This window comes from Streptomyces sp. NPDC001536, assembly GCF_042894505.1.
Taxonomy (GTDB): Bacteria; Actinomycetota; Actinomycetes; order Streptomycetales; family Streptomycetaceae; genus Streptomyces.
The window spans coordinates 88,555-115,301 of sequence record NZ_JBIAVQ010000002.1; the positions used below are offsets into that span (position 1 = coordinate 88,555).

At 70.6% G+C, this 26,747-nt stretch carries 21 protein-coding genes; 9 read left to right on the top strand and 12 right to left on the bottom strand.

The features are described 5' to 3' along the window. Positions 1-2 precede the first annotated feature (2 nt). The 11 genes from ACFY0U_RS05660 to ACFY0U_RS05710 all read right to left on the bottom strand — a co-directional run bounded on the left by ACFY0U_RS05660 (position 3) and on the right by ACFY0U_RS05710 (position 14,376). Entirely contained in the window at positions 3-563 is a 561-nt protein-coding gene (locus ACFY0U_RS05660) for a GNAT family N-acetyltransferase (protein ID WP_388630702.1), read from the bottom strand. Positions 564-582: 19 nt separating this feature from the next. Next, the gene (locus tag ACFY0U_RS05665) at positions 583-825 is read right to left on the bottom strand and encodes a DUF1049 domain-containing protein (protein WP_388630705.1); all 243 of its coding nucleotides are present in this window, start codon (positions 823-825) and stop codon (positions 583-585) included. 58 nt (positions 826-883) lie between these two features. Beyond that, positions 884-2,629, bottom strand: a complete 1,746-nt coding sequence (locus ACFY0U_RS05670; protein ID WP_388630708.1) for a CocE/NonD family hydrolase — start codon at positions 2,627-2,629, stop codon at positions 884-886. A gap of 118 nt (positions 2,630-2,747) precedes the next feature. Then, positions 2,748-3,671 carry an LD-carboxypeptidase gene (locus tag ACFY0U_RS05675; RefSeq protein WP_388630711.1) on the bottom strand — a complete coding sequence of 308 codons (924 nt, stop codon included), beginning with the start codon at positions 3,669-3,671 and terminating at the stop codon, positions 2,748-2,750. Beyond that, on the bottom strand, positions 3,668-5,620 hold the full coding sequence (locus tag ACFY0U_RS05680; RefSeq protein WP_388630714.1) for an LpqB family beta-propeller domain-containing protein: 1,953 nt from the start codon (positions 5,618-5,620) through the stop codon (positions 3,668-3,670). The genes ACFY0U_RS05675 and ACFY0U_RS05680 overlap by 4 nt, the downstream gene beginning before the upstream one ends. Positions 5,621-5,635: 15 nt before the next feature. Further along, the gene (locus tag ACFY0U_RS05685) at positions 5,636-6,940 is read right to left on the bottom strand and encodes a M20/M25/M40 family metallo-hydrolase (RefSeq protein ID WP_388630717.1); all 1,305 of its coding nucleotides are present in this window, start codon (positions 6,938-6,940) and stop codon (positions 5,636-5,638) included. Next, positions 6,933-7,766: a M55 family metallopeptidase gene (locus tag ACFY0U_RS05690; RefSeq protein ID WP_388630720.1), complete on the bottom strand. Its 834-nt coding sequence runs from the start codon at positions 7,764-7,766 to the stop codon at positions 6,933-6,935. The genes ACFY0U_RS05685 and ACFY0U_RS05690 overlap by 8 nt, the downstream gene beginning before the upstream one ends. Before the next feature lie 82 nt (positions 7,767-7,848). After that, positions 7,849-8,574 carry a class I SAM-dependent methyltransferase gene (locus ACFY0U_RS05695; protein WP_388630723.1) on the bottom strand — a complete coding sequence of 242 codons (726 nt, stop codon included), beginning with the start codon at positions 8,572-8,574 and terminating at the stop codon, positions 7,849-7,851. A gap of 151 nt (positions 8,575-8,725) precedes the next feature. Further along, positions 8,726-11,197 carry a SpoIIE family protein phosphatase gene (locus ACFY0U_RS05700; protein ID WP_388630726.1) on the bottom strand — a complete coding sequence of 824 codons (2,472 nt, stop codon included), beginning with the start codon at positions 11,195-11,197 and terminating at the stop codon, positions 8,726-8,728. A gap of 187 nt (positions 11,198-11,384) precedes the next feature. Further along, entirely contained in the window at positions 11,385-13,781 is a 2,397-nt protein-coding gene (locus tag ACFY0U_RS05705; protein ID WP_388630729.1) for an MFS transporter, read from the bottom strand. A gap of 151 nt (positions 13,782-13,932) precedes the next feature. Further along, positions 13,933-14,376 (bottom strand): SRPBCC family protein, encoded by a 444-nt coding sequence (locus tag ACFY0U_RS05710; protein ID WP_388630732.1) that lies wholly within the window; start codon positions 14,374-14,376, stop codon positions 13,933-13,935. Between the two features lie 158 nt (positions 14,377-14,534). Here ACFY0U_RS05710 and ACFY0U_RS05715 point away from each other — a divergent pair, with 158 nt between their 5' ends. The 4 genes from ACFY0U_RS05715 (at position 14,535) to ACFY0U_RS05730 (ending at position 18,264) form a co-directional block, all read left to right on the top strand. Then, positions 14,535-15,575, top strand: coding sequence for an Rv2578c family radical SAM protein (locus ACFY0U_RS05715; protein WP_388630734.1), 1,041 nt, complete (start codon positions 14,535-14,537; stop codon positions 15,573-15,575). A 135-nt stretch (positions 15,576-15,710) separates the two neighbouring features. After that, positions 15,711-17,282 (top strand): alpha/beta hydrolase, encoded by a 1,572-nt coding sequence (locus ACFY0U_RS05720; protein ID WP_388630737.1) that lies wholly within the window; start codon positions 15,711-15,713, stop codon positions 17,280-17,282. A 68-nt stretch (positions 17,283-17,350) separates the two neighbouring features. Next, on the top strand, positions 17,351-17,749 hold the full coding sequence (locus ACFY0U_RS05725; protein WP_388630740.1) for a RidA family protein: 399 nt from the start codon (positions 17,351-17,353) through the stop codon (positions 17,747-17,749). Beyond that, positions 17,746-18,264 carry a GNAT family N-acetyltransferase gene (locus ACFY0U_RS05730; RefSeq protein ID WP_388630743.1) on the top strand — a complete coding sequence of 173 codons (519 nt, stop codon included), beginning with the start codon at positions 17,746-17,748 and terminating at the stop codon, positions 18,262-18,264. Before ACFY0U_RS05725 ends, ACFY0U_RS05730 begins: the two co-directional genes overlap by 4 nt. On the opposite strand, the gene ACFY0U_RS05735 is transcribed toward ACFY0U_RS05730, so the two are convergent. Further along, complete coding sequence (locus ACFY0U_RS05735) at positions 18,261-18,836, bottom strand: adenylosuccinate lyase (RefSeq protein ID WP_388630746.1); 576 nt, start codon at positions 18,834-18,836, stop codon at positions 18,261-18,263. The two genes, ACFY0U_RS05730 and ACFY0U_RS05735, sit on opposite strands and share 4 nt — an antisense overlap. 376 nt (positions 18,837-19,212) lie before the next feature. On the opposite strand from ACFY0U_RS05735, the gene ACFY0U_RS05740 reads away from it, so the two are divergent. The 5 genes from ACFY0U_RS05740 (at position 19,213) to ACFY0U_RS05760 (ending at position 26,742) form a co-directional block, all read left to right on the top strand. Next, positions 19,213-21,018 carry a 3-hydroxyacyl-CoA dehydrogenase family protein gene (locus tag ACFY0U_RS05740; protein WP_388630749.1) on the top strand — a complete coding sequence of 602 codons (1,806 nt, stop codon included), beginning with the start codon at positions 19,213-19,215 and terminating at the stop codon, positions 21,016-21,018. A gap of 136 nt (positions 21,019-21,154) precedes the next feature. Then, positions 21,155-21,964 (top strand): TetR family transcriptional regulator, encoded by an 810-nt coding sequence (locus ACFY0U_RS05745; protein ID WP_388632346.1) that lies wholly within the window; start codon positions 21,155-21,157, stop codon positions 21,962-21,964. 418 nt (positions 21,965-22,382) lie between these two features. After that, a complete protein-coding gene (gene ccrA, locus ACFY0U_RS05750; protein ID WP_388632349.1) occupies positions 22,383-23,720 on the top strand; it encodes a crotonyl-CoA carboxylase/reductase in 1,338 nt (445 codons plus the stop codon). Between the two features lie 17 nt (positions 23,721-23,737). Then, positions 23,738-25,786, top strand: a complete 2,049-nt coding sequence (locus ACFY0U_RS05755; RefSeq protein ID WP_388630752.1) for a protein meaA — start codon at positions 23,738-23,740, stop codon at positions 25,784-25,786. Next, entirely contained in the window at positions 25,783-26,742 is a 960-nt protein-coding gene (locus tag ACFY0U_RS05760; protein WP_062716550.1) for a CoA ester lyase, read from the top strand. Before ACFY0U_RS05755 ends, ACFY0U_RS05760 begins: the two co-directional genes overlap by 4 nt. The last annotated feature ends 5 nt before the right edge of the window (positions 26,743-26,747 follow it).

A 26,747-nucleotide genomic window follows, 5' to 3' on the forward strand; every position in this document is an offset into this window, starting at 1 on the left:
CGTCACTTCCTGATCATCTCGGCGGTGATGGCCCAGCGCTCGTGGTCCCGCCAGGCCCCGTCGATGTAGAGCATGTCCGGCGAGAAGCCCTCCAGGCGGAAGCCACAGCTGCGGGCGAGGGCGATGGAGGCGGTGTTGGCGGGCTGCACGTTGATCTCCAGCCGGTGCAGCCGCATCCCGCCGAAGGCGTAGCGCACGACCATCCCCAGCCCCTCCCGCATCAGACCGCGCCCGGCGGCGTGCGCGAAGGCCCCGTATCCGAGCGCCCCGCTCAGGAAGGCGCCCTCGACGATGTTGTTGATGTTGATGAACCCGGCGATGGCCCCCTCGCCGTGCTCCCCGTCCTTCTCGCAGACCAGGAACCCCGCCTTGGTCGGGTCCTCGATGAGCCGTCCCGCGTACGCGGTGAACGCGTTGGCGCTGTCCGGGGGGAACAGCCAGGGCTGGTGCAGCTGCTTGCTCTCCCGGGCCCGGGCGGTGAACTCGGCGCCGTCCTCGTAGCCGATGTGGCGTATGCCCACGCGGGGGCCCTCGACGAGATAGCGGGATGCGGTGTGCGGCATCCCGCCACCCTACGACGGACTAGTTCCGGCGCTTCATGAAATACGCCCCGCACAGGGCGCCGATGACCCCGGTGGCCAGCAGCGCCATCCACAGGGGCATCGTCACCTCGGGGATCAGCAGTCTGATCTTGGTGGCGCGGGTGTTCTCGAAGATGAAGATCAGGGCGAGGACGGCGAGCAGCAGGACGACCGCCCGGGCGGGCGTCAGGGCGCCGCCCTTGCCGCTGGTGGCACTGCCGCTCTCCGAGGTCTTCGGGCTCATGCGACCAGGGTGGGCCCGAGGACCCCGCCCCGCGCGGCGGGGCCGCCCACCGGGTGAATCAGCCGCCGGTCACCGGCAGCTCCAGCACCCCGGTGTTCCCGGGTGAGCTGACCACGGTCACCGGCTTGATCCCCCGGTTGCCGACGTAGGCGTCGTCGCTCGCCGCCACCACGAACCGCAGCCGGTGCCCCTTCTCGTACCGGTGCACGATCCCCGGCAGGGTCACGGTGAAGCTCTTTGTCACGTCGGGCACCCGGACCGGGGCGACCAGCCGGTGCACCAGCGTCCTGGTGCCGTCGGGCGCGATGTCGTACAGCTTGGCGAACAGGACGAGCTTGTCGGCGGCGTCCCCGGAGTGCTGCGTCCGCTCGGCCTTCGGCGAGACCACCTTGAGGGTGGCCTTCGGCGCGCCCACGACGTCGGTGGTCCGGGTGAGCGGCTCGCTGGTCCAGCCGAGGTAGGTGCCCTCGGTGTCGTAGGGCGCCGGGTCGGGCAGGCCGAGCGTCCCGGCCAGCGAGCTCTCGGAGTGGCTGGTGGGGACGAGCCAGTTCGTGTACGTCCGGCTGCCGCGGGTCACCTTGGAGCGGTTGACGACGAGCTTGCCGTCGCCGGACAGGTACAGCTTCCGGCTGAGTGCGGGCAGGCGGTCGGCGGTGGCGTAGGTGCCGGTCGGGTCGGTGATCCAGTCGCGGTAGTAGGCGAAGGCCGGTCCGGTGTCGGTGCCCTTGTTCTTCCGGAGGTAGCGGTCGAACCAGGCGAGGATCCGCTTGCCGACGTACGTGGACTCCAGATTCCCCTGCCCGAGGTCGAGCTCGCCCGCCGCCATGCCGCCGCTGTGGCCCCAGGACTGCCAGATCATCTTGGCCGTGGTGCCCTGCGCCTTGAGGGTCTTGTACGTCGCCGTCGCCTCGTTGAGGTTGAAGAGGCTGTCGGCCTGTCCCTGGACGAGCAGCGTGGGTGCCTTCACGCGGCCGAGGTAGCCGACCGGGGAGACACTGCGGGAGTAGAAGAGCAATTCGGCGGTCCGGTCGGCGGGGTAGCTGCCGGAGTTGAGGGTGCGGATGGTCCGGCAGGCCTCGGTGACGAAGTGCAGACAGTCCAGGGAGTTGATCCGGGACGGGTCGAGGTTGGGCGCCGTCAGCGGCTGACTCTCGCCGATCAGATAGAAACCGTTGGCCCACTGCCATTTGAAGGCGCCGGGCACCGGGCCGTGGGCGTCGGCGTTGTTCGGGTCGAGGGAGTACGCCAGGTCGTTCCAGGTGATCAGCGGGACGAGGGCGTCCACACGGTGGTCGACGGCGGCCGTCGCCAGCTGGATCGCGCCGCCGTAGGAGCCGCCGACCATGCCGACGCGCGGGTCGCCCTTGCCGTCGAGGGCGACGAAGTCGGCCTTGGTGCCGTCGTCGGCGGCCCGCTTGCCGGCGAGGAAGTCGACCAGCTTCGAGGCGGCCGTGCCGTCGATGTCCGGGTCGTCGAGCGAGATCAGACAGCCGGAGGCACCGAATCCGAGGCCGGAATAGACGAGCGAGACATAGCCCCGCTCGGCGAAGGCCTTGCCGATGCCGTCCGTGGAACCGTCGGACTTGCTGCCGCCGAAGCCATTGGTGGCCAGCACGGCGGGTGCGCGGCCGACACCGGTGGGCCGGTACAGATCGGCGTCGATCGTGCAGGTGCGATCACCGGCCCGCACGGTGAACTTCAGGGCGGTGACGGTGTACTGGCCGGTGGCGGGAGCGGGGGTGACGACGGTGGCACCGAGCAGGAGAGCGAGCGGAACGCTGTATCCGAGCACACGACGAGACACGAGACCTCCACGCTGAGGACAACCCGACGTACCGACCGGTAGGAACCGGTCGGTAGCCAGCGTGTGACACGTGTCAAAGGAGGTCAATCACCGTGACGGGTGTTTTCTTGACGACCGGTCAGCGAAGGGCCGGTTCGTCGAGCGTCAACGTGCGCGCGTCGGCGTCGAGTTCGGCCGTCACTCCGAAGGGCATGGTCAGCGCCCCTTCGCAGTGCCCGAACCCGAACTCCTCCACGACGGGCACCCCGAGCCCGCCGAGTCGGTCGGCGACCAGCGCCCGCACCTTCTCGTAGGGACCGCACTCGTGCCACGACCCGAGCAGCACTCCTCGCACCCCGTCGAACCAGTCGGCGCGCAGGAGTTGGGTGAGGTAGCGGTCGAGGCGGTACGTCTCCTCCCCCACATCCTCCAGGCACAGCAGCCCGCCGCGCGCGGAGGGCCGGGCGTGCGGGGTGCCCAGTTCGGCGGCGAGCAGGCACAGGCAGCCGCCGAGGGTGACGCCCCGCGCCCGTCCGGGAACCAGGGTCCCGCCGCCGGAGGCGATCGTGCGGACGGACTCCGGTGCGAACAGCGTGGCCCTGAGGTGCTCCTGTGCCCGCGCGTTCTTGATGAAGTCGACCCCCGCGGCCATCGGCCCGTGGAGGGTGGCGAGGCCAAGCCGGACGGCGAACGCCTCGTGCAGCGCGGTGATGTCGCTGAAGCCGACGAACACCTTGGGCCCGGCGGCCCGCATCGCCTCCCAGTCGAGCAGGTCGGTCATCCGCTGTACGCCGTATCCGCCCCGCGCGCACAGCACCGCGTCGACGGACGGGTCGCACCAGGCGCTCTGGAGGTCGGCGGCCCGGTCCGCGTCGGTGCCCGCCAGGTAGTCGAAGTCGCCGTGCCGCTCCAGCACATGGGGCCCCACCACCGGGTCGAGGTCCCAGCCGCGCAGGACGTCCAGTCCGGCCTGGAGCCGCTCCTCGGGCACCGGACCGCTGGGCGCGACGACGGCCACACGGGCACCGGGGGCGAGGCGGGCCGGTCTGACGAGGTCCTTCACTTGGTGAGCTCCAGAGTCGGGATGCCGGGCGGGTTCAGGACGAACACCTGGGCGTACAGGGAGAGTTCGGACTCCAGCGCCCGGGTCATCGTCTCCGCCCTGCGGAACCCGTGCCCCTCCCCCTCGAAGGCGAGGTAGGCGTGCGGCACCCGCCGGCCCTCCATGCGGGCCAGGAACCGCTCGCACTGCACGGGCGGGCAGATCACGTCGTCCAGGCCCTGGAGCAGCAGGAAGGGCGCGGTGATGCGGTCGGCGTGCTCGGTGGGCGAGCGCTCCGCGTACCGTGCGGGCACCTCGGCGAGGGGCCCGACCAGGGTCTCCAGGTACTGCGACTCGAAGTCGTGGGTCTCGCCCTCGCCCCAGCCGGTCAGATCGAGGATGGGGTAGACGATGGTGCCGCAGGCGTAGACGTCGGTCGCGGCGAGGGAGGCGGCCGCGGTCCAGCCGCCGGCGCTGCCGCCGCGGATCGCCAGCCGGTCGCGGTCGGCGGTGCCCTCGTCGGCGAGGGCCTGGGCGACGGCCGCGCAGTCCTCGACGTCGACGACACCCCATTGCTCGCGCAGTCGGTTGCGGTACTCCCGGCCGTGCCCGGTGGAGCCGCCGTAGTTGACCTCGGCGACGCCGATGCCCCGCGAGGTGAAGTAGGCGATCGCCAGGTCGAGGACGAGGGGGGCGCGGCTGGTGGGTCCGCCGTGCGCCCAGACGACGTACGGCGGCAGTTCGTCGCCGGGGGCCACGCAGGTGGGGTGGTGCGGCGGGTAGATGTGGGCGTGGATGTCGCGTCCGGCGGGTCCGGTGAAGGTGCGGATCTGCGGTTCGGGGTAGTACGCGGGGTCCACGGCGTCGTCGTGTCCGGCGCCGATCACCCGGGCCCGGCCGGTCCGGGTGTCCAGCTCCACCAGTTCGTGGGCGCTGCGCGGGCTGGCGCCGACGGCGAGGACCCGCTCGCCGTGCACCGCGAGGGTGGGCGCGAACTCGGTCCAGGGGCCCGCCGCGTCGACGACCTCCGCGGTCTCGGGGTCCAGTATCCCGAGCGCGGTGGCGCCGCGGCCGTGCACGACGGCGATCAGACCGCTCTCCAGCGGGGCGAACCAGCGGTGGCCCAGCTTCCAGAGCGGGCCGCCGAACTCCTCCTCGCGCGGGCACAGCGGTGCGCCGTCGCGGTAGAGGTTCCACCAGCCGGTGCGGTCGCTCACGTACAGCAGGGCTCCGTCGTGGGCCCAGTCCACCTGGACGATCGACTCCTCGGGCCCGCCGGCGATGGTCCGGGGTTCGCCGAGCGTGCCGTCGGGCCGAACTCCGGCGAGCACCAGTTCCGTGCCGTCCCACGGCATCCGCGGGTGGTCCCAGGCGATCCAGGCCGCGCTGCGCCCGTCGGGCGAGATCCGGGGACCGGTCACGAACCGGTGCCGGGCGTCGGCGAGTTCGCGTACGGCGTCCCGGTCCTGGGCGGCCGAGCCGTCCAGCGGCACCGCGGCCAGGACCCGGCGCACGTCGCCGGGCCCGTCGCCGGTGAACTCCTCCAGCACGCACCACACCTCACCGCGGTCCGCGAGCAGCAACGGGTCCGCCCAGCGCAGGCCGCCGCCGACCGGGGACACCGGGGTGAGGGGGCTGGGCTCGCCGTCCGGCGCGTACCGGTACAGCCGCTGGTCGGCGAAGTTCACGAAGACCACGAGAGGTTCGCCGTCCACGACCGTCCCCGCCCAGGGCTGTCCGCCGTACTCGATGACTCTGCTGCGGACGTTCCACGGCGCCGGCAGCACCGGCTCCGTCACACCGTCGGTGCGCCGCCGCACCAGCGTGCGCCGGCCGCCCTCGGTGGGGCGTGGCTCGGTCCACCAGGCCTCGTCGCCGACGAAGCCCACGAACTCGGGATGCCCGTCGTGCGCGGCGGCCAGTGCCGCGTCGATCGGCGAGGGCCAGGACCCGTACGCCAGCGTCTCCACTTCTCCCCCAGTCGCTCAGGCCGTGCGCAGAAAGCGGTCCAGGACCCGGACGCCGAAGTGCAGCGCCTCCACCGGGACCCGTTCGTCCACCCCGTGGAAGAGGGCCTGGTAGTCGAAGCCCTCCGGCAGCTTCAGCGGTGTGAATCCGTATCCGGTGATGCCGAGGCGCGAGAACTGCTTGGCGTCCGTGCCCCCGGACATGCAGTACGGCACCACGTACCCCTCGGGCGCGAACTCCTCGACGGCGGCCCGCATCCTCGCGTACGTGGGCGAGTCCACCGGCGCCTGGAGCGCGACCTCGTGGTGGTGGAACTCCCAGTCCACATCGGGTCCGGTCAGCAGGTCGAGGGTGGCGCGGAACTCGTCCTCGCCGCCGGGCAGATACCGCCCGTCGACGTGGGCCACGGCCTCGCCCGGGATGACGTTGACCTTGTAACCGGCGTCCAGCATCGTCGGGTTGGCGCTGTTGCGCACGGTCGCCTCGACGAGCTTCGCGGCCGGGCCGAGCTTCTCCAGGAGCCGGTCGACGTTGTCCAGGTCGGGCTCGATGCCGTACAGGAGGGACAGTTCGGTGAGGGCGGCGCGGACGGTCGGGGTGAGCCGCAGCGGCCACTCGTGGGCGCCGATGCGGGCGATCGCGGCGGACAGGCGGGTGACCGCGTTCTCCTTGTTCACCTTGGAGCCGTGTCCGGCCCGGCCGCGCGCGGTGAGCTTGAGCCAGCCCGTGCCCCGCTCGCCGGCCGCGATGGGATAGATCTGGCGTCCGCCGCCGTCGTGGAAGGTGAACGCCCCGGACTCGCTGACGCCCTCGGTGCAGCCCTCGAAGAGCCCGGGATGCTCGTCGGCGAGGAACCCGGAGCCGTCCTCGGCGCTGGCCTCCTCGTCGGCGGTGAACGCGACGACGATGTCGCGCCGGGGCCGTACCCCCTCGCGCGCCCAGGCGCGGACGATCGCCAGGATCATCGCGTCCATGTTCTTCATGTCGACCGCGCCCCGGCCCCAGACGACCCCGTCGCGGATCTCCCCGGAGAACGGGTGCACGCTCCAGTCCCGGGCCTCGGCGGGCACCACGTCCAGATGACCGTGGACGAGCAGCGCGTCCGCCGAGGGATCGGTGCCCTCGATGCGCGCCACGACATTGGTGCGGCCCTTGGTGCGCTCCAGCAGCACCGGCTCCAGGCCCGTCTCGGCCAGCCGCGCGGCCGCGTACTCGGCGGCCGGCCGCTCCCGGCAGTCGCCGCCGCCCCGGTTGGTGGTGTCGATACGGATGAGGTCGGAGGTGAACGTCACGACCTCGTCCAGTGCCTGTCCGTCAGCCATACTGCTCCTCCACCGCGGCCGAGACGATCGTCGTGACCGCCTTGAAGGTGCGAATTCCCTCGTACATGGTGGCGCTCGTGTACCCCACCTTCCGCTCACCGATCCGGTCGACCCCCGGCACGACGGTCGCGGCCAGGGCGAGATGCTCGGCGTCGAACTCCACGGCGACGGTGAACGGCCCGGCCTGCACCGGCTCGTGACGCACCGCGAGCGCGGCGGCCTCCTTGGCCGCCGCGCGGATGTCGGCGGCGGTCCTGGCCGGTGTCCGGCACACCGCCGCGTACCGCGAGACATGGTCCTTGACCGCGACCTTCAGCGCCTCGGGCGCGTAGCCGAGGGCGTCCTCGCAGGCCACGTCGTCGCCGGTGACGAGGACGACCGGCACCCCGTACTCGGCGACCACGTGCGCGTTGAGCAGGCCCTCGCTCGCCCGTACGTCGTTCAGCCACACCCCGGTGATGGAGTTGGCGAGGTAGGTGTGGGCGAGGACGCCCTCGGCGCCGGCGCCCGCGTGGTAGCCGACGAAGGCGATGCCGTCCACGTCGCCGTGCTGCACGCCCTCCACCATGGACAGAGACTTGTGCCGTCCGGTGAGCATCTCCGCCCGGTCGTCGAGGCGCTCCAGGAGGAGGTTGCGCATGGTCCAGTGCGCCTCGTTGATCAGCACGTCGTCGGCGCCGCCGTCGAAGAAGCCCCGCACCGCCGCGTTCACGTCCGAGGTGAACATCGCGCGGCACCGCTCCCACTGCGGCGTCCCCGGCAGCACGTCGGCCGGCCAGGTGACGCCCGTGGCGCCCTCCATGTCGGCGCTGATGAGGATCTTCATGCCGCCTCACGCTACGCGGTTGTGCCGCGTCCCGTCAGGCCTGTGGACAACCGTCACCGGCTCAGACCAGTGCCCGGATCCCTCAGGCCGTACGCCCCACCACCAGCCACTTCGACGGCAGCTCGATCCGGGTGCCGTCGGGGTCGTACTCCGTGGTCGTGAGCGGCAGTTCGCCGCTCGCCAGGACGGTGAGCCCGGCCGCGCGCACATACTCCGGGACCGCGTCGTCGGAGACCTCGCCAGGCGCGATGCCGTGCCGGAAGATCGGCGCCAACTTGGGCGGCGGGCCTGAGGGGTGCTGGGCCAGGCCCATCAGGATCGGCTTGGCGGCCTCGGACAGCTCGACGAGGAAGCCCCGGCCGCTCTCGCCGAGCAGTGCGGCGAGCCCGTCCACCAGAGGTTGGCGGTCGGCGGGCTCGCACTGGTGGAGCACGCCGCGCATGTAGACGTTGGCGTCGCCGAGCTCCGCGTGCAGCGACTCCGCCTCGCCCTTCTCCACGGCGTCCAGCACCCGGTAGGTGGCCTGGCCGGCCGGATCGGCGGCCCGGGCACGGCCGACGGCGGCCTCGGACAGGTCGACGCCGAGGACGTGCCGGAAGCGGTCGGCGAGGAACCGGGTCTGGGTGCCGTTGCCGCAGCCCAGGTCGACCATGGGCAGGGCGGGGGCGGTCACATGCGGTTCGAACAGGGCGAGGTGGAGGCCGGCCGTCAGCGCGGGCTCCGCGTCCCAGAACACCGCCCCCTGTCCGTCGGGAGCTTCGCTCCAGAAGCTCTCCCAGGCCTCCCGGTACCGACTCGTCACGCTCATGCCCAACTCCCCAGGATGCGGCAATGGCCCGCCTCAAGTGACGGGCCAGTACGGTCTATCGCGCCCTGGTCACGGCTACAAGCGCGGCGCATTCCTTCACGCCGTGTATGACATGCGTACGCCCTCACGCCCCGTGCGCCCCGGGGGCTCCTCAGCGGCGCGGCAACGTCAGTTCGAACCAGACGGTCTTGCCGGCCTTCGTCCGGCTGGTGCCCCACTCCCGGGCCAAGGTGGAGACGATGCGCAGGCCACGCCCGAACTCGTCCTCGGGCTTGGCGCTCAGCAGGGTCGGCAGATCGTGGTCGTCGTCGTCCACCTCGCACAGCAGCGTGTCTCCGCGGACGAGGCGCAGCTCCAGGGGACGGCCGTGGGAGTGCCGTACGGCATTGGTGACGAGCTCGCTGACCATCAGCTCGGCCGTGTCGGCGAGCCCGGCCAGGTCCCAGTCGTGGAGCTGTTCGCGCACCACGGAGCGCGCCCGGCCGACCTCCACCGGGTCCGGGGAGAGCCGCCACTCGGCGACGTCGTCCGGCTCGATGCCGTTGAGGCGGGCCATCAGGAGGGCGACGTCGTCCTTGCGGCCGCCGCGCGTGTTGAGGGCGCGGATGATGGTGTCGCAGGCGTCGTCCATGGAGGCGGCCGGGTGGGCGGCGGACTCGCACAGGGTCGCGAGGCCCACGCCGATGTCCTCGCCACGCACCTCGACCAGGCCGTCGGTGCACATCACGAGCCGGTCGCCGGGCCGCACGCGTACGCGTACCGACTCGAAGGCCACCCCGCCGACGCCGATGGGCGCTCCCGTGGGCAGGTCGAGGAGTTCGCTGCGGCCGTCCTCGGCGTGCACGATCACCGGCGGGATGTGCCCGGCGTTGGCGATGTGGAGTTCGCTCGCGATCGGGTCGTACACGGCGTAGAGGCAGGTCGCGAGGTAGGTGTCGCCGAGGCGCTGGGCGAGGTCGTCGAGGTTGCGCAGCAGCTGGGCGGGCGGCAGGTCCAGGGCAGCCATGGTCTGCACCGCCGTCCGCAACTGGCCCATCATGGCGGCCGAGTTGAGGCCGTGGCCCATGACGTCGCCGACGACGAGGGCGGTGCGGGCGCCGGGGAGTTTCACCGAGTCGAACCAGTCACCGCCGACCCGGCCGAGCAGGGTGCCCGGCAGATAGCGGGTGGCGATGTCACAGCCCGCCATGCGCGGCGGGATGTGCGGCAGCATGCTGTCCTGGAGCGTCTCGGCGACGGACTCCTGGTAGGTGTACATGCGCGCGTTGTCGAGCACGAGGCCCGCGCGGGCGGCGAGTTCGGCGCCGGTGACCCGGTCCATGTCGTTGAACTCGACGCGCTCGGGGTGCCGCAGCAGGATCATGAAACCGAGGACCACATTGCGGGCCTTGAGCGGTACGACCAGCATCGAACGGCCCGTGATCAGCGGCCGGATGTCGCGCTTCTCGAACTGCGAGGCGATGGCGTGGCCCATCTGCTCGCTGATGCGCGGCACGAGGACGGGCAGGCCGCTGGTCATGCACTGGAAGAACGGGGTGTGCGCCGGGAACGGCATGGCCTCGCCGACCGGCACGACGTCGTCCCAGCGGCCGGGTTCGTCGGTGTGCTCGACGGCGACCCGGTGCCACATGGTGGTGGTGTCCGGCACACCGTCGGGGAACCCCTCGCCGGCGACGACCTGTTCCCGGAGATAGGTGCCGGCGACGTCGGTGAAGCGGGGCACGACGGCCCGGCTGACCTCGATGATGGTCTTGGACAGGTCCAGGGAGGTGCCGATCCGCCCGCTGACCTCGGTGAGGAACTCCAGGCGCTCGCGTACGGCGGCGTACTCCAGGTCCTCGCCCTCGTCGGTGAGTTCCTGCGGGACGGGCAACCCCTCGGCCACGGCCCGCGCGGCCCGCTCACGGCGCGCCCGGCGTTCGAGACGGCGGGGCACACCCCAGTCGGGGGTGACGGGCACCCGGTCGTTCTGGCTGAACTCCAGCACGGGATAGCCCAGTTCGAGGATCTGGGCGACGATCCGCGCGCTCTCCTCGACACTCATGCTGGGCAGGATCTCGGGGAGCCGGCGGGCCAGTTCCTCGGCGCCCGGGAAGTCGGTGTGCAGGGCGAAGGCGGGGGCGATCCGCTCGACGGCGATGTCGTCGTCCGGGTCGTCGGACCGCAGGGCGCCCGCGTCGGCGGCGAGCACCAGGAGCCGCTCCCGTCCGGGGCCCACCAGGGGGTAGGCCCACCACAGGACGTCCAGGCGGTCGGGCTCGGAGACGGTGAGACGGGCGCGGCCCGCGGCCGGGTAGGAGAGCCTGCCGTCGAGGGAGGACTCGAGGTCGGGGCCTAACCCGTCGTAGGCGGCGTACACGCCGTACGGCGTGGGGTCCTCCTCGTCGGGCAGGGCGCCGGAGACGGGCAGCAGGTCGACCGCCGGGTGGCCGATGGCCTCCTCCTTGGCGGCGCCGAACAGCCGTCGCGCACCGCGGCTCCAGTGGGACACGAGGCCGTCGCGGTCCACCAGGACCACGGCCAGCGGAATACGGCCGGTCGCGGCGTGTTCCGCCGCGCCGTTCCCAGCTCCGTGGCCAGGAGGTGTGTCCCTCTCGGTGCCACGGTCGGTGCCGTCTTCCATGGCCCAGGCCCTTTCTCCCACGGCTCCGCAAGATCTGTGCCGCCTAATCCACCGTACGGCTGCGGTGAGTTGTGATGTGCGGCAACGCGGGAATTGACCCCGCCGAATCACCACCGCGCGCGCCCCCGCGCCCCCGGGCCGGGCGGAACCTGCCGGTTGGGGGCGTGTCGGGGTTACTGACGGGTTTTCAGTCTTCGTGTCCGAGTTGGAGATCCCGTTCCGTACGGCCGCCGCCGGCGACCTGGAGGACGGTGGCGACGGGCGGGTAGCCCGCGGCGATGACGGTGTACTCGCCGGAGGACAGGTCGACGAACCGGAAGGTGCCGTCGGCTCCGGTGGTGAGGGTGTCCACGACATTGCCCGCCGCGTCGAGGAGCGTCACGCGCGCGTCCTCGACGGGCCTTCCGCCGCCGGCCCGCACGGTGCCGCGCAGCACGGCGCCGCCCGCGAGTTCGACGTCCTGCCGGGTCTCCCGGGAGGCCTGCACGGTGACGGGGAGCGCGGCGGGACGGAACGCGGGGGCGCTGGCGGCCAGGGTGTACTCGCCGGCGACGAGTTCGGTGATGACATAGCCGCCCTCGCGGCCGCTGCGGGTGGTGGCGACGACCTCGCCGTGGACGTTGGTGAGGGTGACGGTGGCGTCGCGCACGGGGGTGCCGTCCGCGGTCAGCACGCTTCCGGCGAGGCGTCCGGCGCCACCGAGGACGACATCGAGTTCGACGGGCCGCTCGCCGACCGTCACGGAGACCGCCTGCGGCTGGTGGCCACCGGCCGCGGCGATCAGGACGTAGGCCCCGGAGCCGGGCGTCGACAGCGCGTACCGCCCGTCCTCGCCGCTCGCCCCGCGGCCGATCTGCTGTCCGGCGACGTCGATCAGGGTGAGCGCCGCGCGCGGTACGACGGTCCCGTCGGGGTGCTGGACCGTGCCGCAGACGGGGATTCCGGCGACGTGGGGCGTACGGGCCTGCGGGATCGGGGCGTTCACGGGCGCGGGCTCGATTTCGGCGGCGTTGTGGGACACCAGTGGTTTCTCCTTGAGGAAGAAGGCGATGAGCAGGCCGAGGACGAGGACCGGCACGAGGTAGAGGAAGATCCGCGGCATGGCGTCGGCGTAGGCGCGGATGTACGGGTCCCGCAGCTCGGGCGGCAGCGCGTGGACGAGCTGCGGGGTGATGGACTCGGCGTCCGGCAGCCGCTCGCCCGCGCGCGTGGGCAGCCGTTCGGCGAGGGCGTCGGTGAGCCGGTCGGCGAAGAGGGTGCCGAAGATCGCGGCGCCGACGCTGCCTCCGATCTGCCGGAAGTAGTTGTTGGCGCTGGTCGCCGTTCCGAGGTCGGCGGGGCGCACCGAGTTCTGGACGGCGAGGATGAGGACCGGCATCACCATGCCGATGCCGGCGCCGAGGACGGCCATCCAGAGGCTGTAGTGCAGCCGGGGTGTGTCGGCCTCCAGCCGGGACAGCAGCCACATGCCGAAGACGGACAGGGCACTGCCCAGGACCGGGTAGATCTTGTAGCGGCCGGTGTGGCTGATGAGCTGGCCGACGATCACGGAGGCGCCGACGATGCCGCCCATCATGGGCAGCATCAGCAGCCCGGACTCGGTGGCGCTCGCGCCGTCCACCATCTGCAGGAAGGTGGGCAGGTAGCTCGCGGCGCCGAAGAGCGCCACGCCCACCACGAGGCCCACCAGACCGGTGATGTTGAAGACCGAGTCCCTGAACAGCCGCAGCGGGATGAGGGGTTCGGCCGCGAAGTGCTCGGCGAGAAGGAACAGCACGGTCGAGGCCACCGCGCCCGCGCCGAGTCCCAGGATGACGCGCGAGTCCCACGCGTACTCGGTGCCGCCCCAACTGGTCAGCAGTACCAGGCAGGTGGAGGCGGCGGCGAGCAGCAGCGCGCCGAGGAGGTCGAGCCGGGGCTTCGTTGTCGGCCTGGGCAGCTTGAGGACGACGGTGACGACGACGAGGGTGAGGACGCCGAAGGGGACGTTGAAGTAGAAGCACCAGCGCCAGGAGTGGTGGTCGGTGAAGTAGCCGCCCAGCAGGGGCCCGGCGACGGAGGCGAGGCCGAACGCGGCACCGATGAGTCCCATGAAGCGGCCGCGCTCCCGGGCGGGCACGATGTCGGCGATGATCGCCTGCACACCGATCATGAGGCCGCCCGCCCCGACGCCCTGCACCGCGCGGAAGGCGATCAGCTGGTCCATCGTTTCGGCACGCCCCGCGAGCGCGGAGCCGACGACGAACACGACGATCGCGAACTGGAAGACGCCTTTGCGGCCGAGGAGGTCACCGAGCTTGCCGTAGATCGGCAGGCCGATCGTGGAGGTCAGCAGGTAGGCGGTGATCGCCCAGGACATCTTGTCCAGGCCGTGCAGTTCACCGACGATCTTCGGCAGCGCGGTGGCCACGATCATCTGCTCCAGGGCGGCCAGGAGCAGGGCGAGCATGAGCACGAAGAAGATCAACCGCACCCGGCGCGGGCCGAGTTCGACGGCCTGGGCGGGTGCCGGGGCGGGGATCGGCGGGGGTTGCTCGGCCGGTTCGTCCCGCGTTCCGCCTTGCACCAGAGTGGTCCCGCGCACCTTGCCGCTCCCCTCGTCGCACCCTCACAATTCCCGCGTAAAGCGACAACTGCGAGCAAGCGCGACGAGTTACGGCAGAACGGAGCGGCGCACGGAGATCCACTCGAACCGGTGAGGGGCTCAACAGCCCTCGAACACCGGGGACTTGTCTCTACTTCTCGACCTCGGTGGCGAGCTTGTCGAGCACCTCGTCGTAGATCCGGCTGAGCCCCTTGGGGGCGAAGGTCTTCTCGAAGAAGCCGCCGATGCCGCCGGCGCCGTTCCAGACGGTGCTCACGACGACGCGGGACTTGCCCTCGCCGGCCGGGGTGACCCGCCAGGTGGTGACCATGGAGGAGTTGCGGTCCTTCTCGACGAGCTCGCCGTCGGTGGGCTCGCTGACCTCGAGCAGGCAGTCACGGATCCGCTTGCTGGTGGCCTGGAGCTTCCAGTGGACGAGGGTGCCCTCGCCGTCGCCGCCCTCGCGCACCTCGTACTCGCTGAAGTGCTGGGGCAGCACCTTCGCGCGCGTGCCGCTGTAGTCGGCGAGGGCGTCGAACACCTTCTCCGCGTCCGCCGCGACGACCCGCTCCGTAGTGGCCTCGACCTGCGCCATTTTTCCTCCAGGACCTGATTTCTCGGGGGTTTGGGCAAGCCAACCACCCCGGTCCCCGCCCGCCCAAATCGGGGCCCCGCAAACCCTTCACATCCCACACCCGCACGATCAAGGGAACATGTGTTCTATTCTGTGGGCAGTGCTACCGAGGAGGCGTCATGCGCTGGGAGAACCTCACAGCGGACTCCGGCCACAGCCGGGCCGACGACACCGCGCTGTTCGGCGCGGACGCGGTCGTCACCCGCACCTTCGACACACCGGAGTTCAGCGGGATCACCTTTCACGAGATCCGGGCCCGGTCGATCATCAACCGGGTGCCCGCGGTCTCCCGGATGTCCTTCCAGTGGACCGTCAACCCGTACCGGGGCTGCTCGCACGCGTGCGTGTACTGCTTCGCACGCAAGACGCACAGCTATCTGGACCTCGACACGGGCCTCGGTTTCGACTCCCAGATCGTCGTCAAGACCAACGCTCCCGAGCTGCTGCGCCGCCAGCTCGGCTCGTCCCGCTGGCAGGGCGAGCACATCGCGATGGGCACGAACGTCGACTGCTACCAGCGCGCCGAGGGCCGCTACCGCCTGATGCCGGGCATCATCGGCGCCCTGCGCGACCACGCGAACCCCTTCTCGATCCTGACCAAGGGCACGCTGATCCTGCGCGACCTCGACCTGCTGAAGCAGGCGCACGAGGTGACGGACGTCGGGATCTCCGTCTCGGTCGGCTTCGTCGATCCGGAGCTGTGGCGCACCGTGGAGCCGGGCACGCCCGCCCCGGAGCGCCGCCTGGAGGTCGTACGGACCCTGGCCGAGCACGGCATCGGGTGCGGTGTCCTGATGGCGCCGGTGATCCCGTTCCTCAGCGACGAACCGGCTCAACTCCGGGCCACGGTCAGGGCGATCGCCGCCGCCGGGGCCACCTCCGTGACCCCGCTGGTGCTGCATCTGCGGCCCGGGGCGCGGGAGTGGTTCATGGCCTGGCTGGGCCGGCATCATCCGCATCTGGTGCGCCGGTACGAACGGCTGTACGCGGACGGCTCCTACGCGCCGAAGTGGTACCAGCGCCGCATCACCCGCCAGGTCCACGAGTTGGCCCGGGAGTACGGCATCGGGCCCGCGGACGCGGTCATGCCCCGGCGCCTGCCCGAGCCCGAGCCGTCCGCGCCCGACCTGTCCGAAGGAACCCAACTCACGCTGATTTGAGATTGTTCGGGGGCAAACCACGACCCAATAGGGTCAAGTCTTGCCAGAACCCGTTCTTCCAGGCGCGCTTTCCGGGACGATGCCGCGTGGACCGTGACACCCGCGGCCCGAAACCCTCCGTCCTGGGAGGACTCCATGAGAAAACGCGCAGCCGTGCTGTGCGGCGTTTCCGTCGTCGTGGCCGGTTCGTTCACGGCCCTGCCCGCCGACGCGAGCACTCCGCGCACCGCGGACTCCGCTCAGGCCGCGAAGCTCACCTGGAAGAGCTGCGGCACCACGAACTACCCGACGCTCCAGTGCGCGTCCCTCAAGGTCCCACTCGACCACCGCAACCCGCACGGGCGGCAGATCACCCTCGCCCTGTCCCGTGTTCCGCACACCGCGAAGAAGTCCCAGGGCCCGCTGCTGGTCAACCCCGGCGGCCCCGGCGGCAGCGGTCTGACCCTCGCGGGATTCGTCGCCGGCTCGCTGCCCAAGGCGGTCGCGGCACAGTACGACGTCATCGGCTTCGACCCGCGCGGTGTGGGCAAGAGCAAACCGGCGCTCGACTGCAAGCCCGGTTACTTCAACCCGGTCCGCCCCGACTCCGTGCCGAGCACTCCGGCCATCGAGAAGGCCAACCTCCAGCGCGCCAAGTCCTTCGCGCAGGCCTGCGGCAAGAAGTACGCCGATGTGCTGCCGTACATCAACACGGTCCAGGCCGTCCGGGACATGGACTCGATCCGTGCCGCCCTGGGCGCGAAGAAGATCAATTACTTCGGTTACTCGTACGGCACCTATCTCGGCGCGGTCTACGCCAAGCTCTTCCCCGACCGGGTGCGACGCCTCGTCCTCGACTCGATCGTCGACCCGACCGGTGTCTGGTACGACGACAACCTCGCGCAGGACTACGCCTTCAACGACCGCCACCGCGCGTTCCTCGCGTGGGTCGCCAAGTACGACTCCACGTACAAGCTCGGCACCGATCCGGCGAAGATCGAGGCCAAGTGGTACGCGATGCGGGCGGCCCTCGCCAAGACACCGGCCGGCGGGAAGGTGGGCGCCTCCGAACTGGAGGACACCTTCATCCCGGGCGGCTACTACAACGGTTACTGGCCCTACCTGGCGGAGGCGTTCGCGGCGTACGTGAACGACAAGAACGCCGACCCGCTGGTCGAGGCGTACGAGAACTTCGCCGCCGTCGACGCCTCCGGCGACAACGGCTACAGCATCTACACCTCGGTGCAGTGCCGTGACGCCGACTGGCCACGCGACTGGAACCAGTGGCGCAACGACAACTGGGCGGTGTACGAGAAGGCACCGTTCATGACCTGGAACAACGCCTGGTACAACGCGCCGTGCGCGTTCTGGCCGACGAACTCGCTGCGGCCGGTGAACGTGGCCAACGCGAAGCTGCCTCCGGCGCTGCTGTTCCAAGCGACGGACGACGCGGCCACCCCGTACCAGGGCGGCGTGACGGTCCACCGTCTGCTGCGCGGCTCCAGCCTGGTGGTCGAGCAGGGCGGCGGGAACCACGGCATCACGCTGAGCGGGAACGCCTGCCTGGACAAGTACCTGGCGGCGTATCTCACCGACGGCACGGTGCCGCGCGGTGGCGGCGAGGTCGACGCGGTGTGCGACACGCTGCCCGACCCGAAGCCGCTGAGCTCGGCGTCGGCCTCGGCGCGGGGCTCGACACTGCACGGCATGCTCGGCTTCCGCGGCTGAGCGGTCCGCCGAGCACGGTGTGACGGCCCGTCGGGGGCGTTGTCAGTGCCATGGTCCACCATGGACGCATGAGTGAGCTGACCAGGATTCCCGCCCCCGACGGGCTCGCCCCCGCCGCCCAGTACTCCCATGTCGTGCTGGGCACCGGCACGTTCGTCGCGATCTCCGGCCAGCTCGCCCTGGACGAGGACGGCAAGCTCGTCGGCGAGGGCGATCCCACCGCCCAGGCCCGCCAGGTCTTCGAGAATCTGCGGCTCGCTCTGGCCGCCGCGGGCGCGGCCTTCGACGACGTCGTCAAGCTCACCTACTTCGTCACGGACATGGAGTACATGCCGGCGATCCGCTCGGCCCGGGCCGAGCACATACCCGACGACCGTCTGCCGGCCGCGTCGGCGGTGCAGGTGGCGGCGTTGGTACAGCCCGAATTCCTGATGGAGGTCGAGGCGTTCGCGGTGGTGGGTCAGTGAGCGGTCCGCGGGTACGCGAGATGACGCTCGCGGACTGCGACCGGGTGGCCGAGATCCGTATCCGGGGCTGGCAGAACGCCTACCGGGGGCTCATGCCGCAGCCGTATCTGGACGCGCTGAGCGTGTCCGAGGACGCCGAGCGCCGCCGCAAACGGTTCCGGCAGTCCGACGGCAGCGTGGTGAACCTCGTCGCCGAACAGGACGGCGAACTTCTGGGCTGGGCCGCGCACGGTCCGTACCGGGACGGCGAAGTGCGCACCGGGGGCGCCGAGTTGTACGCGATCTACGTGGACGCGCAGCGGTTCGGCAGCGGCACCGGGCACGCCCTCCTCCAGGAATCGGTACGGCAGTGCACCGCCGCCGGTCACCCACGCATGTACCTCTGGGTCCTCAAGGGCAACACCCGCGCCCGCGCCTTCTACGAACGGGCGGGCTTCCGGGCGGACGGCGCCGAGGAACCCTTCGACGTGGACGGGGTCGCGGTGCCCGAGGTGCGGTACCTGCGCACGCTCTAGCGCGGCCTCGGGATCCGCCCCAGCGCCCGCACCGCCGCCTCCGCCAGCACCGGATGGGCCAGGGCCTCGTTCAGTACCGGCCGCGCGCGGGCGTCGCCCAGCTCCCCGAGACCCTCCACACAGGCGAGCGCCACCCGCCGGTAGGGGTCGTGCGGGCGCAACCGCCGCTCCAGCGTGGTGACGAGCGCGGGCACCGACTCCGGAGCGCGCAGCTCGGTCAGCAGCCGGACCGGGTGCAGGGCGTAGGCGACGCGCAGTTCGTTGGTGGCGAGGGCGGCCGCCGCGCGGGCGGTGCGCGGGTCGCCGAGGCGGGCCAGGGCGTACGCGGCGGAGGCGCAGCGCTGCGGATCACGGTGGTTGAGCAGCAGGACGAGGGACTCGAAGGCACGCGCGTCGCCCGCGACCCCCAGCCGGAACGCGGCGAGCTCCCTCGCCCACAGCGGCTGCCCCGGCTCGACCAGCACGTCCGCCAACTCGTCGAGGTCCTTCGTCTCCGTCAGCCGCCCGTACGCCGCCGACGCCCCCGACTCCTGCCGTAAGCGCTCCGTGAGTGATCGCAACTCTTCGTCCATGACAGGCAGCCTAGGACGGTCGCCGACCTCCCGGGACGTACATCACAAACACGGGGACTAGCGCGCTCGTTACCCGCCGGTTAAGCTCAGACGAGCGAGTTACCCACTCGCGGAACTCCTTGCGCCGGCCTGGTGACGCAGCCGGCGCGAGAGCAGTCGGTTCGGTACCTCAGGTACCGCAGTACGACGTGGCCCCGGGACAGGGCCGGTCGGCTCCACCGTTCTCCGGGCGTGTGCACGCCCGTGACGACGGCACCGCACCACCGGGCGTGTGCGCTTGCAGCCCGGCAACACCCGCATCTTCCACGCACCCGGTGCGCCTTCGGGCGTACCGGGTCGCGCTCCCAGTCGTCACCCTCATTCCTGGAGTCCCGCGATGGCCGCTCCCCTGTCAGACACCCCTCTGTCCCCGCTGCAGACCATTGCCGTCATCGGCCTCGGCACGATGGGCACCGGCATCGCCGAGGTCCTCGCCAAGGCCGGCCGCGAGGTCGTCGGCATCGACATCAGCGAGGCCGCGGCCGCCCAGGCCGTCGCCGCCCTGGAGACCTCGACCGCCCGCGCCGTGGAGCGCGGCCGGCTGACCGAGCGGGAGCGCGCCGACGTCCTCGCCCGGGTCCGCACCTCCACCGACCTGCGCACCGCGGCCGACGCCGACCTGGTCATCGAGGTGGCGCCGGAGTCGTACGAGATCAAGCACCAGATCTTCCGTGAACTCGACGCGATCGTGCGCCCCGAGACGATCCTGGCGACCGGCACCAACGCGCTGTCCGTCACCCGGCTCGCCGCCGACTCGGCGCGTCCCGAGCGGGTGCTCGGACTGCACTTCTTCAACCCGGCGCCGGCGATGAGGCTGGTCGAGGTCGTCTCCTCGGTGCTGACCGCGCCGGCCGCCGTCAGCGCGGTCACCGATCTCGCCCTCGCCCTCGGCAAGGAGCCCGTCGCGGTCGGCGACCGCCCCGGATTCGTCGCCGACGGGCTGCTGTTCGGCTACCTCAACCAGGCCGCCGCGATGTACGAGGCGAAGTACGCCTCCCGTGAGGACATCGACGCCGCGATGCGGCTCGGCTGCGGACTGCCCATGGGTCCGCTCGCCCTGCTCGACCTGATCGGCATCGACACCGCGCGCACCGTCCTGGAGGCCATGTACTCCGAGTCCCAGGACCGCCTCCACGCCCCCGCGCCGATCCTCAAGCAGCTCAGCGAAGCGGGTCTGACGGGCCGTAAGTCGGGCCGTGGCTTCTACTCGTACGAGGCTCCGGGCAGCGCGACGGTCGTGGCGGACACCCTGACCCCGGCCACCGCGGGCTCCGAGACCCCCGGCCGTCCGATCCGTTCCGTCGGTGTCGCGGGCTCCGGCACCATGGCCTCCGGCATCGCCGAGGTCTTCGCCAAGGCCGGGTACGAGGTCGTCCTCGCCGCCCGCAGCGAGGAGAAGGCCGAGACCGCCAAGGCCCGGATCGGCAAGTCCCTGTCGCGCTCCGTCGACAAGGGGCGGATGACCGCCGAGGCCGCCGCGCAGACCCTGGACCGGATCACGGCGGCGGGCTCCTACGACGCCTTCGCCGACGTCGATCTGGCCGTCGAGGCCGTCGCCGAGGACCTGGAGGTCAAGCAGCAGCTGTTCGCGGCGCTGGACAAGGTCTGCAAGCCGGGCGCGGTCCTGGCCACGACGACCTCGTCGCTGCCGGTCGTCGCCTGCGCCCGCGCCACCTCGCGTCCCCAGGACGTGATCGGCATGCACTTCTTCAACCCGGCGCCGGCGATGAAGCTGGTCGAGGTCGTCCGCACGGTGCTCACCGCCGAAGACGTCCACGCCACGGTCCGCGAGGTCTGCGTGAAGATCAGGAAGCACGCGGTCGACTGCGGCGACCGAGCCGGCTTCATCGTGAACGCGCTGCTTTTCCCGTACCTCAACAACGCCATCAAGATGGTCCAGGAACACTATGCGTCGCTCGACGACATCGACGCCGCGATGAAGCTGGGCGGCGGCTACCCGATGGGTCCCTTCGAGCTCCTGGACGTCGTCGGGCTCGATGTCTCGCTCGCGATCGAGAAGGTCCTGCACCGCGAGTTCCGGGACCCGGGCCTGGCTCCCGCCCCGCTCCTGGAGCACCTGGTGGCCGCGGGCTGCCTCGGCCGCAAGACGGGCCGTGGCTTCCGCGAATATGCCCGCCGCTGAGCCGTCCGGCGACTGGTTCAAGGACGCCGAGGACTGGGGCGGACTGCTCGACCCGCACGGAACCCCCCTGCCCGCACCGGGCGGGGGGTACCCGGGACATGAGCGCCAACCTGCGCACATGCAGTACGTTCGGGTCATGTCCCAGCCCGCCAAGTCCTCACGTACACCAGCTACGCCCGACGCGCCGGAAAGTGCCGCAGGCAGTCGCGCTGCCGCCCAGCGGCTCAAGATGCGCCGAGAACTGGCGGCAGCGGCGATGGAGCTGTTCTCGACCAAGGGGTACGAGGCGACCACCGTCGACGAGATCGCGGCCGCGGCCGGAGTGGCCCGCCGCACCTTCTTCCGCCACTTCCGCTCCAAGGAAGAGGCGATCTTCCCCGACCACGACGACACGCTGATCCGCGCCGAGGCCGTCCTCAACGCCGCTCCCCCGCACGAGCACCCGCTGGACACGGTGTGCAACGGCATCAAGGAAGTCATGCGGATGTACGCGGCCCGGCCGGAGATCTCGGTGGCCCGCTACAAGCTCACGCGCGAGGTGCCGACCCTGCGCGAGGCGGAGATCGCGTCGGTGGCCCGCTACGAGCGGCTGTTCACCCGCTACCTCCTCGGCCACTTCGACGAGCACGCGCACGACGACGACGCCAACGACGACCCGCTGCTGGCCGAGGTCGCCGCGTCCGCGGTCGTCACGGCCCACAACCACGTGCTGCGACGGTGGCTCAGGGCCGGCGGACAGGGCGACGTGGAGGCGCAGCTGGACCACGCCTTCGGGATCGTGCGCAAGACGTTCGGCTCCGGCATCGGGGCCGGACGCTCCACCACGCCGAAGCCGGCCGCCGCGACGGTCTCGGCCCACGGCGAGGTCCTGGTGACGGTCGCCCGCACCGACGCCCCCCTCGACCAGGTCATGCGGACCATCGAGGAGGCGCTCAAGGAGCGCTGAGCACTACCGCAACGCTGTGATGACGGCCACCCCTCGGGGTGGCCGTTTTCGTGCGCCTCCACCCGATTTCCAGGGGATTTCAAGCCGCGTTCGATCGATCATCGCTCATTTGTTACGTAAAGATTTCACCTGAGAGCAGTTCCTGGCACTCAGTGCCTTGCGGCGTGACACGCGGTGTCATACGTTGATGTTGTCCGGGCGGCCGGCGTGCAGAGACCTTTCGTACGTCGGCTGTCCCAACAAGTCATCGGCTTGCCCGCCCGGACGCCTGCGTCACAGGCAACCTCCCGCGCCACAAAGCGCTGCCGAAGCACCACCTCGCCGAACCGACGGCACTTCGAGAAAACCTCAGCAGCACCGACGTAACCCTCAGCACCCCTCCCTCAGGGTGCGTATCGCCGGAGGCAACACCGTGACCGTGAAGGACATCCTGGACGCGATCCAGTCGCCGGACTCGACTCCGGCCGACTTCGCCGCACTGCCGCTCCCCGAGTCGTACCGCGCGATCACCGTGCACAAGGACGAGACGGAGATGTTCGCGGGCCTGCAGACCCGCGACAAGGACCCGCGCAAGTCGATCCACCTGGACGACGTCCCGGTGCCGGAACTCGGCCCGGGCGAGGCCCTGGTCGCCGTGATGGCGTCGAGCGTCAACTACAACTCCGTGTGGACCTCGATCTTCGAGCCGCTGTCCACCTTCGGGTTCCTGGAGCGCTACGGCCGCACCAACGACCTGGCCAAGCGGCACGACCTGCCGTACCACATCATCGGCTCCGACCTCGCGGGCGTCGTCCTGCGCACCGGCCCCGGCGTCAACGCCTGGAAGCCCGGTGACGAGGTCGTCGCGCACTGTCTGTCCGTCGAGATGGAGTCCTCCGACGGCCACAACGACACCATGCTCGACCCCGAGCAGCGCATCTGGGGCTTCGAGACCAACTTCGGCGGCCTCGCCGAGATCGCGCTCGTGAAGTCCAACCAGCTGATGCCCAAGCCGGGCCACCTCAGCTGGGAGGAGGCCGCCGCTCCCGGTCTGGTGAACTCCACCGCCTACCGCCAGCTGGTCTCCCGCAACGGCGCCGGCATGAAGCAGGGCGACAACGTCCTGATCTGGGGCGCCAGCGGCGGACTCGGCTCCTACGCCACCCAGTTCGCCCTGGCCGGCGGCGCCAACCCGATCTGTGTCGTCTCCAGCGACCAGAAGGCGGACATCTGCCGCTCGATGGGCGCCGAGGCGATCATCGACCGCAACGCCGAGGGCTACAAGTTCTGGAAGGACGAGCAGACCCAGGACCCGAAGGAGTGGAAGCGCTTCGGCAAGCGCATCCGCGAGCTCACCGGCGGCGAGGACATCGACATCGTCTTCGAGCACCCGGGCCGCGAGACCTTCGGCGCGAGCGTGTTCGTCACCCGCAAGGGCGGCACCATCACCACCTGCGCCTCGACCTCGGGCTACATGCACGAGTACGACAACCGCTACCTGTGGATGTCGCTGAAGCGGATCATCGGCTCGCACTTCGCCAACTACCGCGAGGCCTGGGAGGCCAACCGGCTCATCGCGAAGGGCAAGATCCACCCGACCCTCTCCAAGGTGTACTCCCTGGAGGAGACCGGCCAGGCCGCCTACGACGTGCACCGCAACCTCCACCAGGGCAAGGTCGGCGTGCTGTGCCTGTCCCCCGAGGAGGGCCTGGGCGTGCGCGACGAGGAGATGCGCGCCACGCACCTCGACGCCATCAACCGCTTCCGCAACATCTGAGACACCCGGGGTCATAGATGACTGAGCGTCAGCCCGCCGAAGGCAAGCGGGAGAAGGACCGGCCGTGGCTCATGCGCACGTACGCCGGTCACTCCACGGCCGAGGCGTCCAACGAGCTGTACCGGCGCAACCTCGCCAAGGGCCAGACCGGTCTGTCGGTGGCGTTCGACCTGCCGACGCAGACCGGCTACGACTCCGACCACATCCTCGCCCGCGGCGAGGTCGGTCGGGTCGGGGTCCCGGTCGCGCACCTCGGTGACATGCGCCGGCTGTTCCAGGACATCCCCCTGGAGCAGATGAACACCTCGATGACGATCAACGCCACCGCCATGTGGCTGCTGGCGCTCTACCAGGTCGTCGCCGAGGAGCAGGGTGCGGACATCACCCAGCTCCAGGGCACGACCCAGAACGACATCGTCAAGGAGTACCTGTCGCGGGGCACGCACGTGTTCCCGCCGGGGCCCTCGCTCCGTCTGACGACCGACATGATCTGCTACACGGTCAACAACATCCCTAAGTGGAACCCGATCAACATCTGCAGCTACCACCTGCAGGAGGCGGGCGCCACGCCGGTCCAGGAGATCGCGTACGCGATGTCGACCGCGATCGCCGTCCTGGACGCGGTGTTCGCGTCGGGGCAGATCCCCGAGGACCGCAAGGGTGATGTCGTCGCCCGTATCTCCTTCTTCGTGAACGCCGGCGTTCGTTTCATCGAGGAGATGTGCAAGATGCGCGCCTTCGGCCGCATCTGGGACAAGATCACGCGGGAGCGCTACAGCATCGAGAACCCCAAGCAGCGTCGCTTCCGCTACGGCGTCCAGGTCAACTCCCTCGGCCTGACGGAAGCCCAGCCGGAGAACAACGTCCAGCGGATCGTGCTGGAGATGCTGGCCGTGACCCTCTCCAAGGACGCACGCGCGCGTGCCGTGCAGCTGCCCGCCTGGAACGAGGCCCTCGGCCTTCCCCGGCCGTGGGACCAGCAGTGGTCGCTGCGCATCCAGCAGGTCCTGGCGCACGAGAGCGACCTGCTGGAGTACGAGGACATCTTCGAGGGCTCGAAGGTGATCGAGGCGAAGGTCGAGAAGCTGGTCGAGGAGTCCCTCGCCGAGATCGACCGGATCCAGGAGATGGGCGGCGCGATGGCCGCCGTCGAGTCGGGCTACCTCAAGTCGCAGCTCGTCTCCTCGCACGCCGAGCGCCGGGCCCGGATCGAGTCCGGCCAGGAGAAGATCGTCGGCGTCAACATCTTCGAGACGACCGAGCCCAACCCGCTGACGGCCGACCTGGACACCGCGATCCAGACGGTCGACCCGGCGGTCGAGGCCCGGGTGATCGCGGGGCTCCAGCACTGGCGCGACACCCGCTACCAGCCGCCCTTCAACCACCCGCGCCCCTGCAAGGCGCTGGAGAAGCTGAAGGAGGCAGCCAAGGGCACCGGCAACCTCATGGAGGCCACCCTGGAGTGCGCCCGCGCCGGTGTCACGACCGGCGAGTGGGCCGGGGCGCTGCGCGAGGTGTTCGGCGAGTTCCGGGCGCCGACCGGGGTGTCGTCGGCGCCGGTGGCGGTGCCGGCGGAGGAGGGCTCGGCCATGGCCGACGTCCGCCGCAAGGTCGATCTGACGGCCAAGGACATGGGCGTCGGCAAGCTCCGGTTCCTGGTCGGCAAGCCCGGTCTGGACGGGCACTCCAACGGTGCCGAGCAGATCGCCGTGCGGGCCCGTGACGCCGGGTTCGAGGTGGTCTACCAGGGCATCCGGCTCACCCCCGAGCAGATCGTGGACGCGGCCCTCGCCGAGGACGTGCACGCGGTCGGCCTGTCGATCCTGTCCGGCTCGCACGCCCAACTGGTGCCCGATGTCCTGGAACGACTGCGTGTGGCCGGTGCCACAGATATACCCGTGATCGCCGGTGGCATCATCCCGAATGGAGACGCCGAGCAGCTCAGGGCCGCCGGAGTGGCCGCCGTCTTCACCCCGAAGGACTTCGACATCACCGGAATCATCGGCCGCATCGTCGACGAGATCCGGAAAGCGAACAAGCTCGACCCCCTGGAGGTCCCCGCATGACCGTCAACCGTCTGCGTCCCCGCCGCTCGTGTCTCGCGGTGCCGGGAAGCAACCCCCGCTTCCTGGAGAAGGCGCAGGGCCTCCCGGCGGACCAGGTCTTCCTCGACCTGGAGGACGCGTGCGCCCCGCTCGCCAAGCCCGAGGCGCGCCACACCATCGTGAAGTTCCTCAACGAGGGTGACTGGACCGGCAAGACGCGCGTGGTCCGCGTCAACGACTGGACCACCGAGTGGACGTACCGCGACGTCGTGACCGTCGTCGAGGGCGCGGGCCAGAACCTCGACTGCATCATGCTGCCGAAGGTGCAGACCGCCCAGCAGGTCGTCGCCCTCGACCTCCTGCTGACGCAGATCGAGAAGACCATGGGCTTCGAGGTCGGCAAGATCGGCATCGAGGCGCAGATCGAGAACGCCCAGGGCCTCAACAACGTCAACGAGATCGCGACGGCCTCCCAGCGCGTCGAGACGATCATCTTCGGCCCGGCCGACTTCATGGCGTCCATCAACATGAAGTCGCTGGTCGTCGGTGAGCAGCCGCCCGGCTACCCGGCGGACGCCTACCACTACATCCTGATGAAGATCCTGATGGCCGCCCGCGCCAACAACCTCCAGGCGATCGACGGTCCCTACCTCCAGATCCGCAACATCGACGGCTACCGCGAGGTCGCCCAGCGCGCCGCGGCCCTCGGTTTCGACGGCAAGTGGGTGCTGCACCCGGGCCAGGTCGAGGCGTCCAACGAGATCTTCTCGCCCTCGCAGGAGGACTACGACCACGCCGAGCTGATCCTGGACGCGTACGACTACTACACGTCCGAGGCGGGCGGCAAGAAGGGCTCCGCGATGCTCGGCGACGAGATGATCGACGAGGCCAGCCGCAAGATGGCGCTGGTCATCTCGGGCAAGGGCCGTGCCGCCGGCATGCAGCGCACGTCGAAGTTCGAGATCCCGGAGGCCTGAGCGCG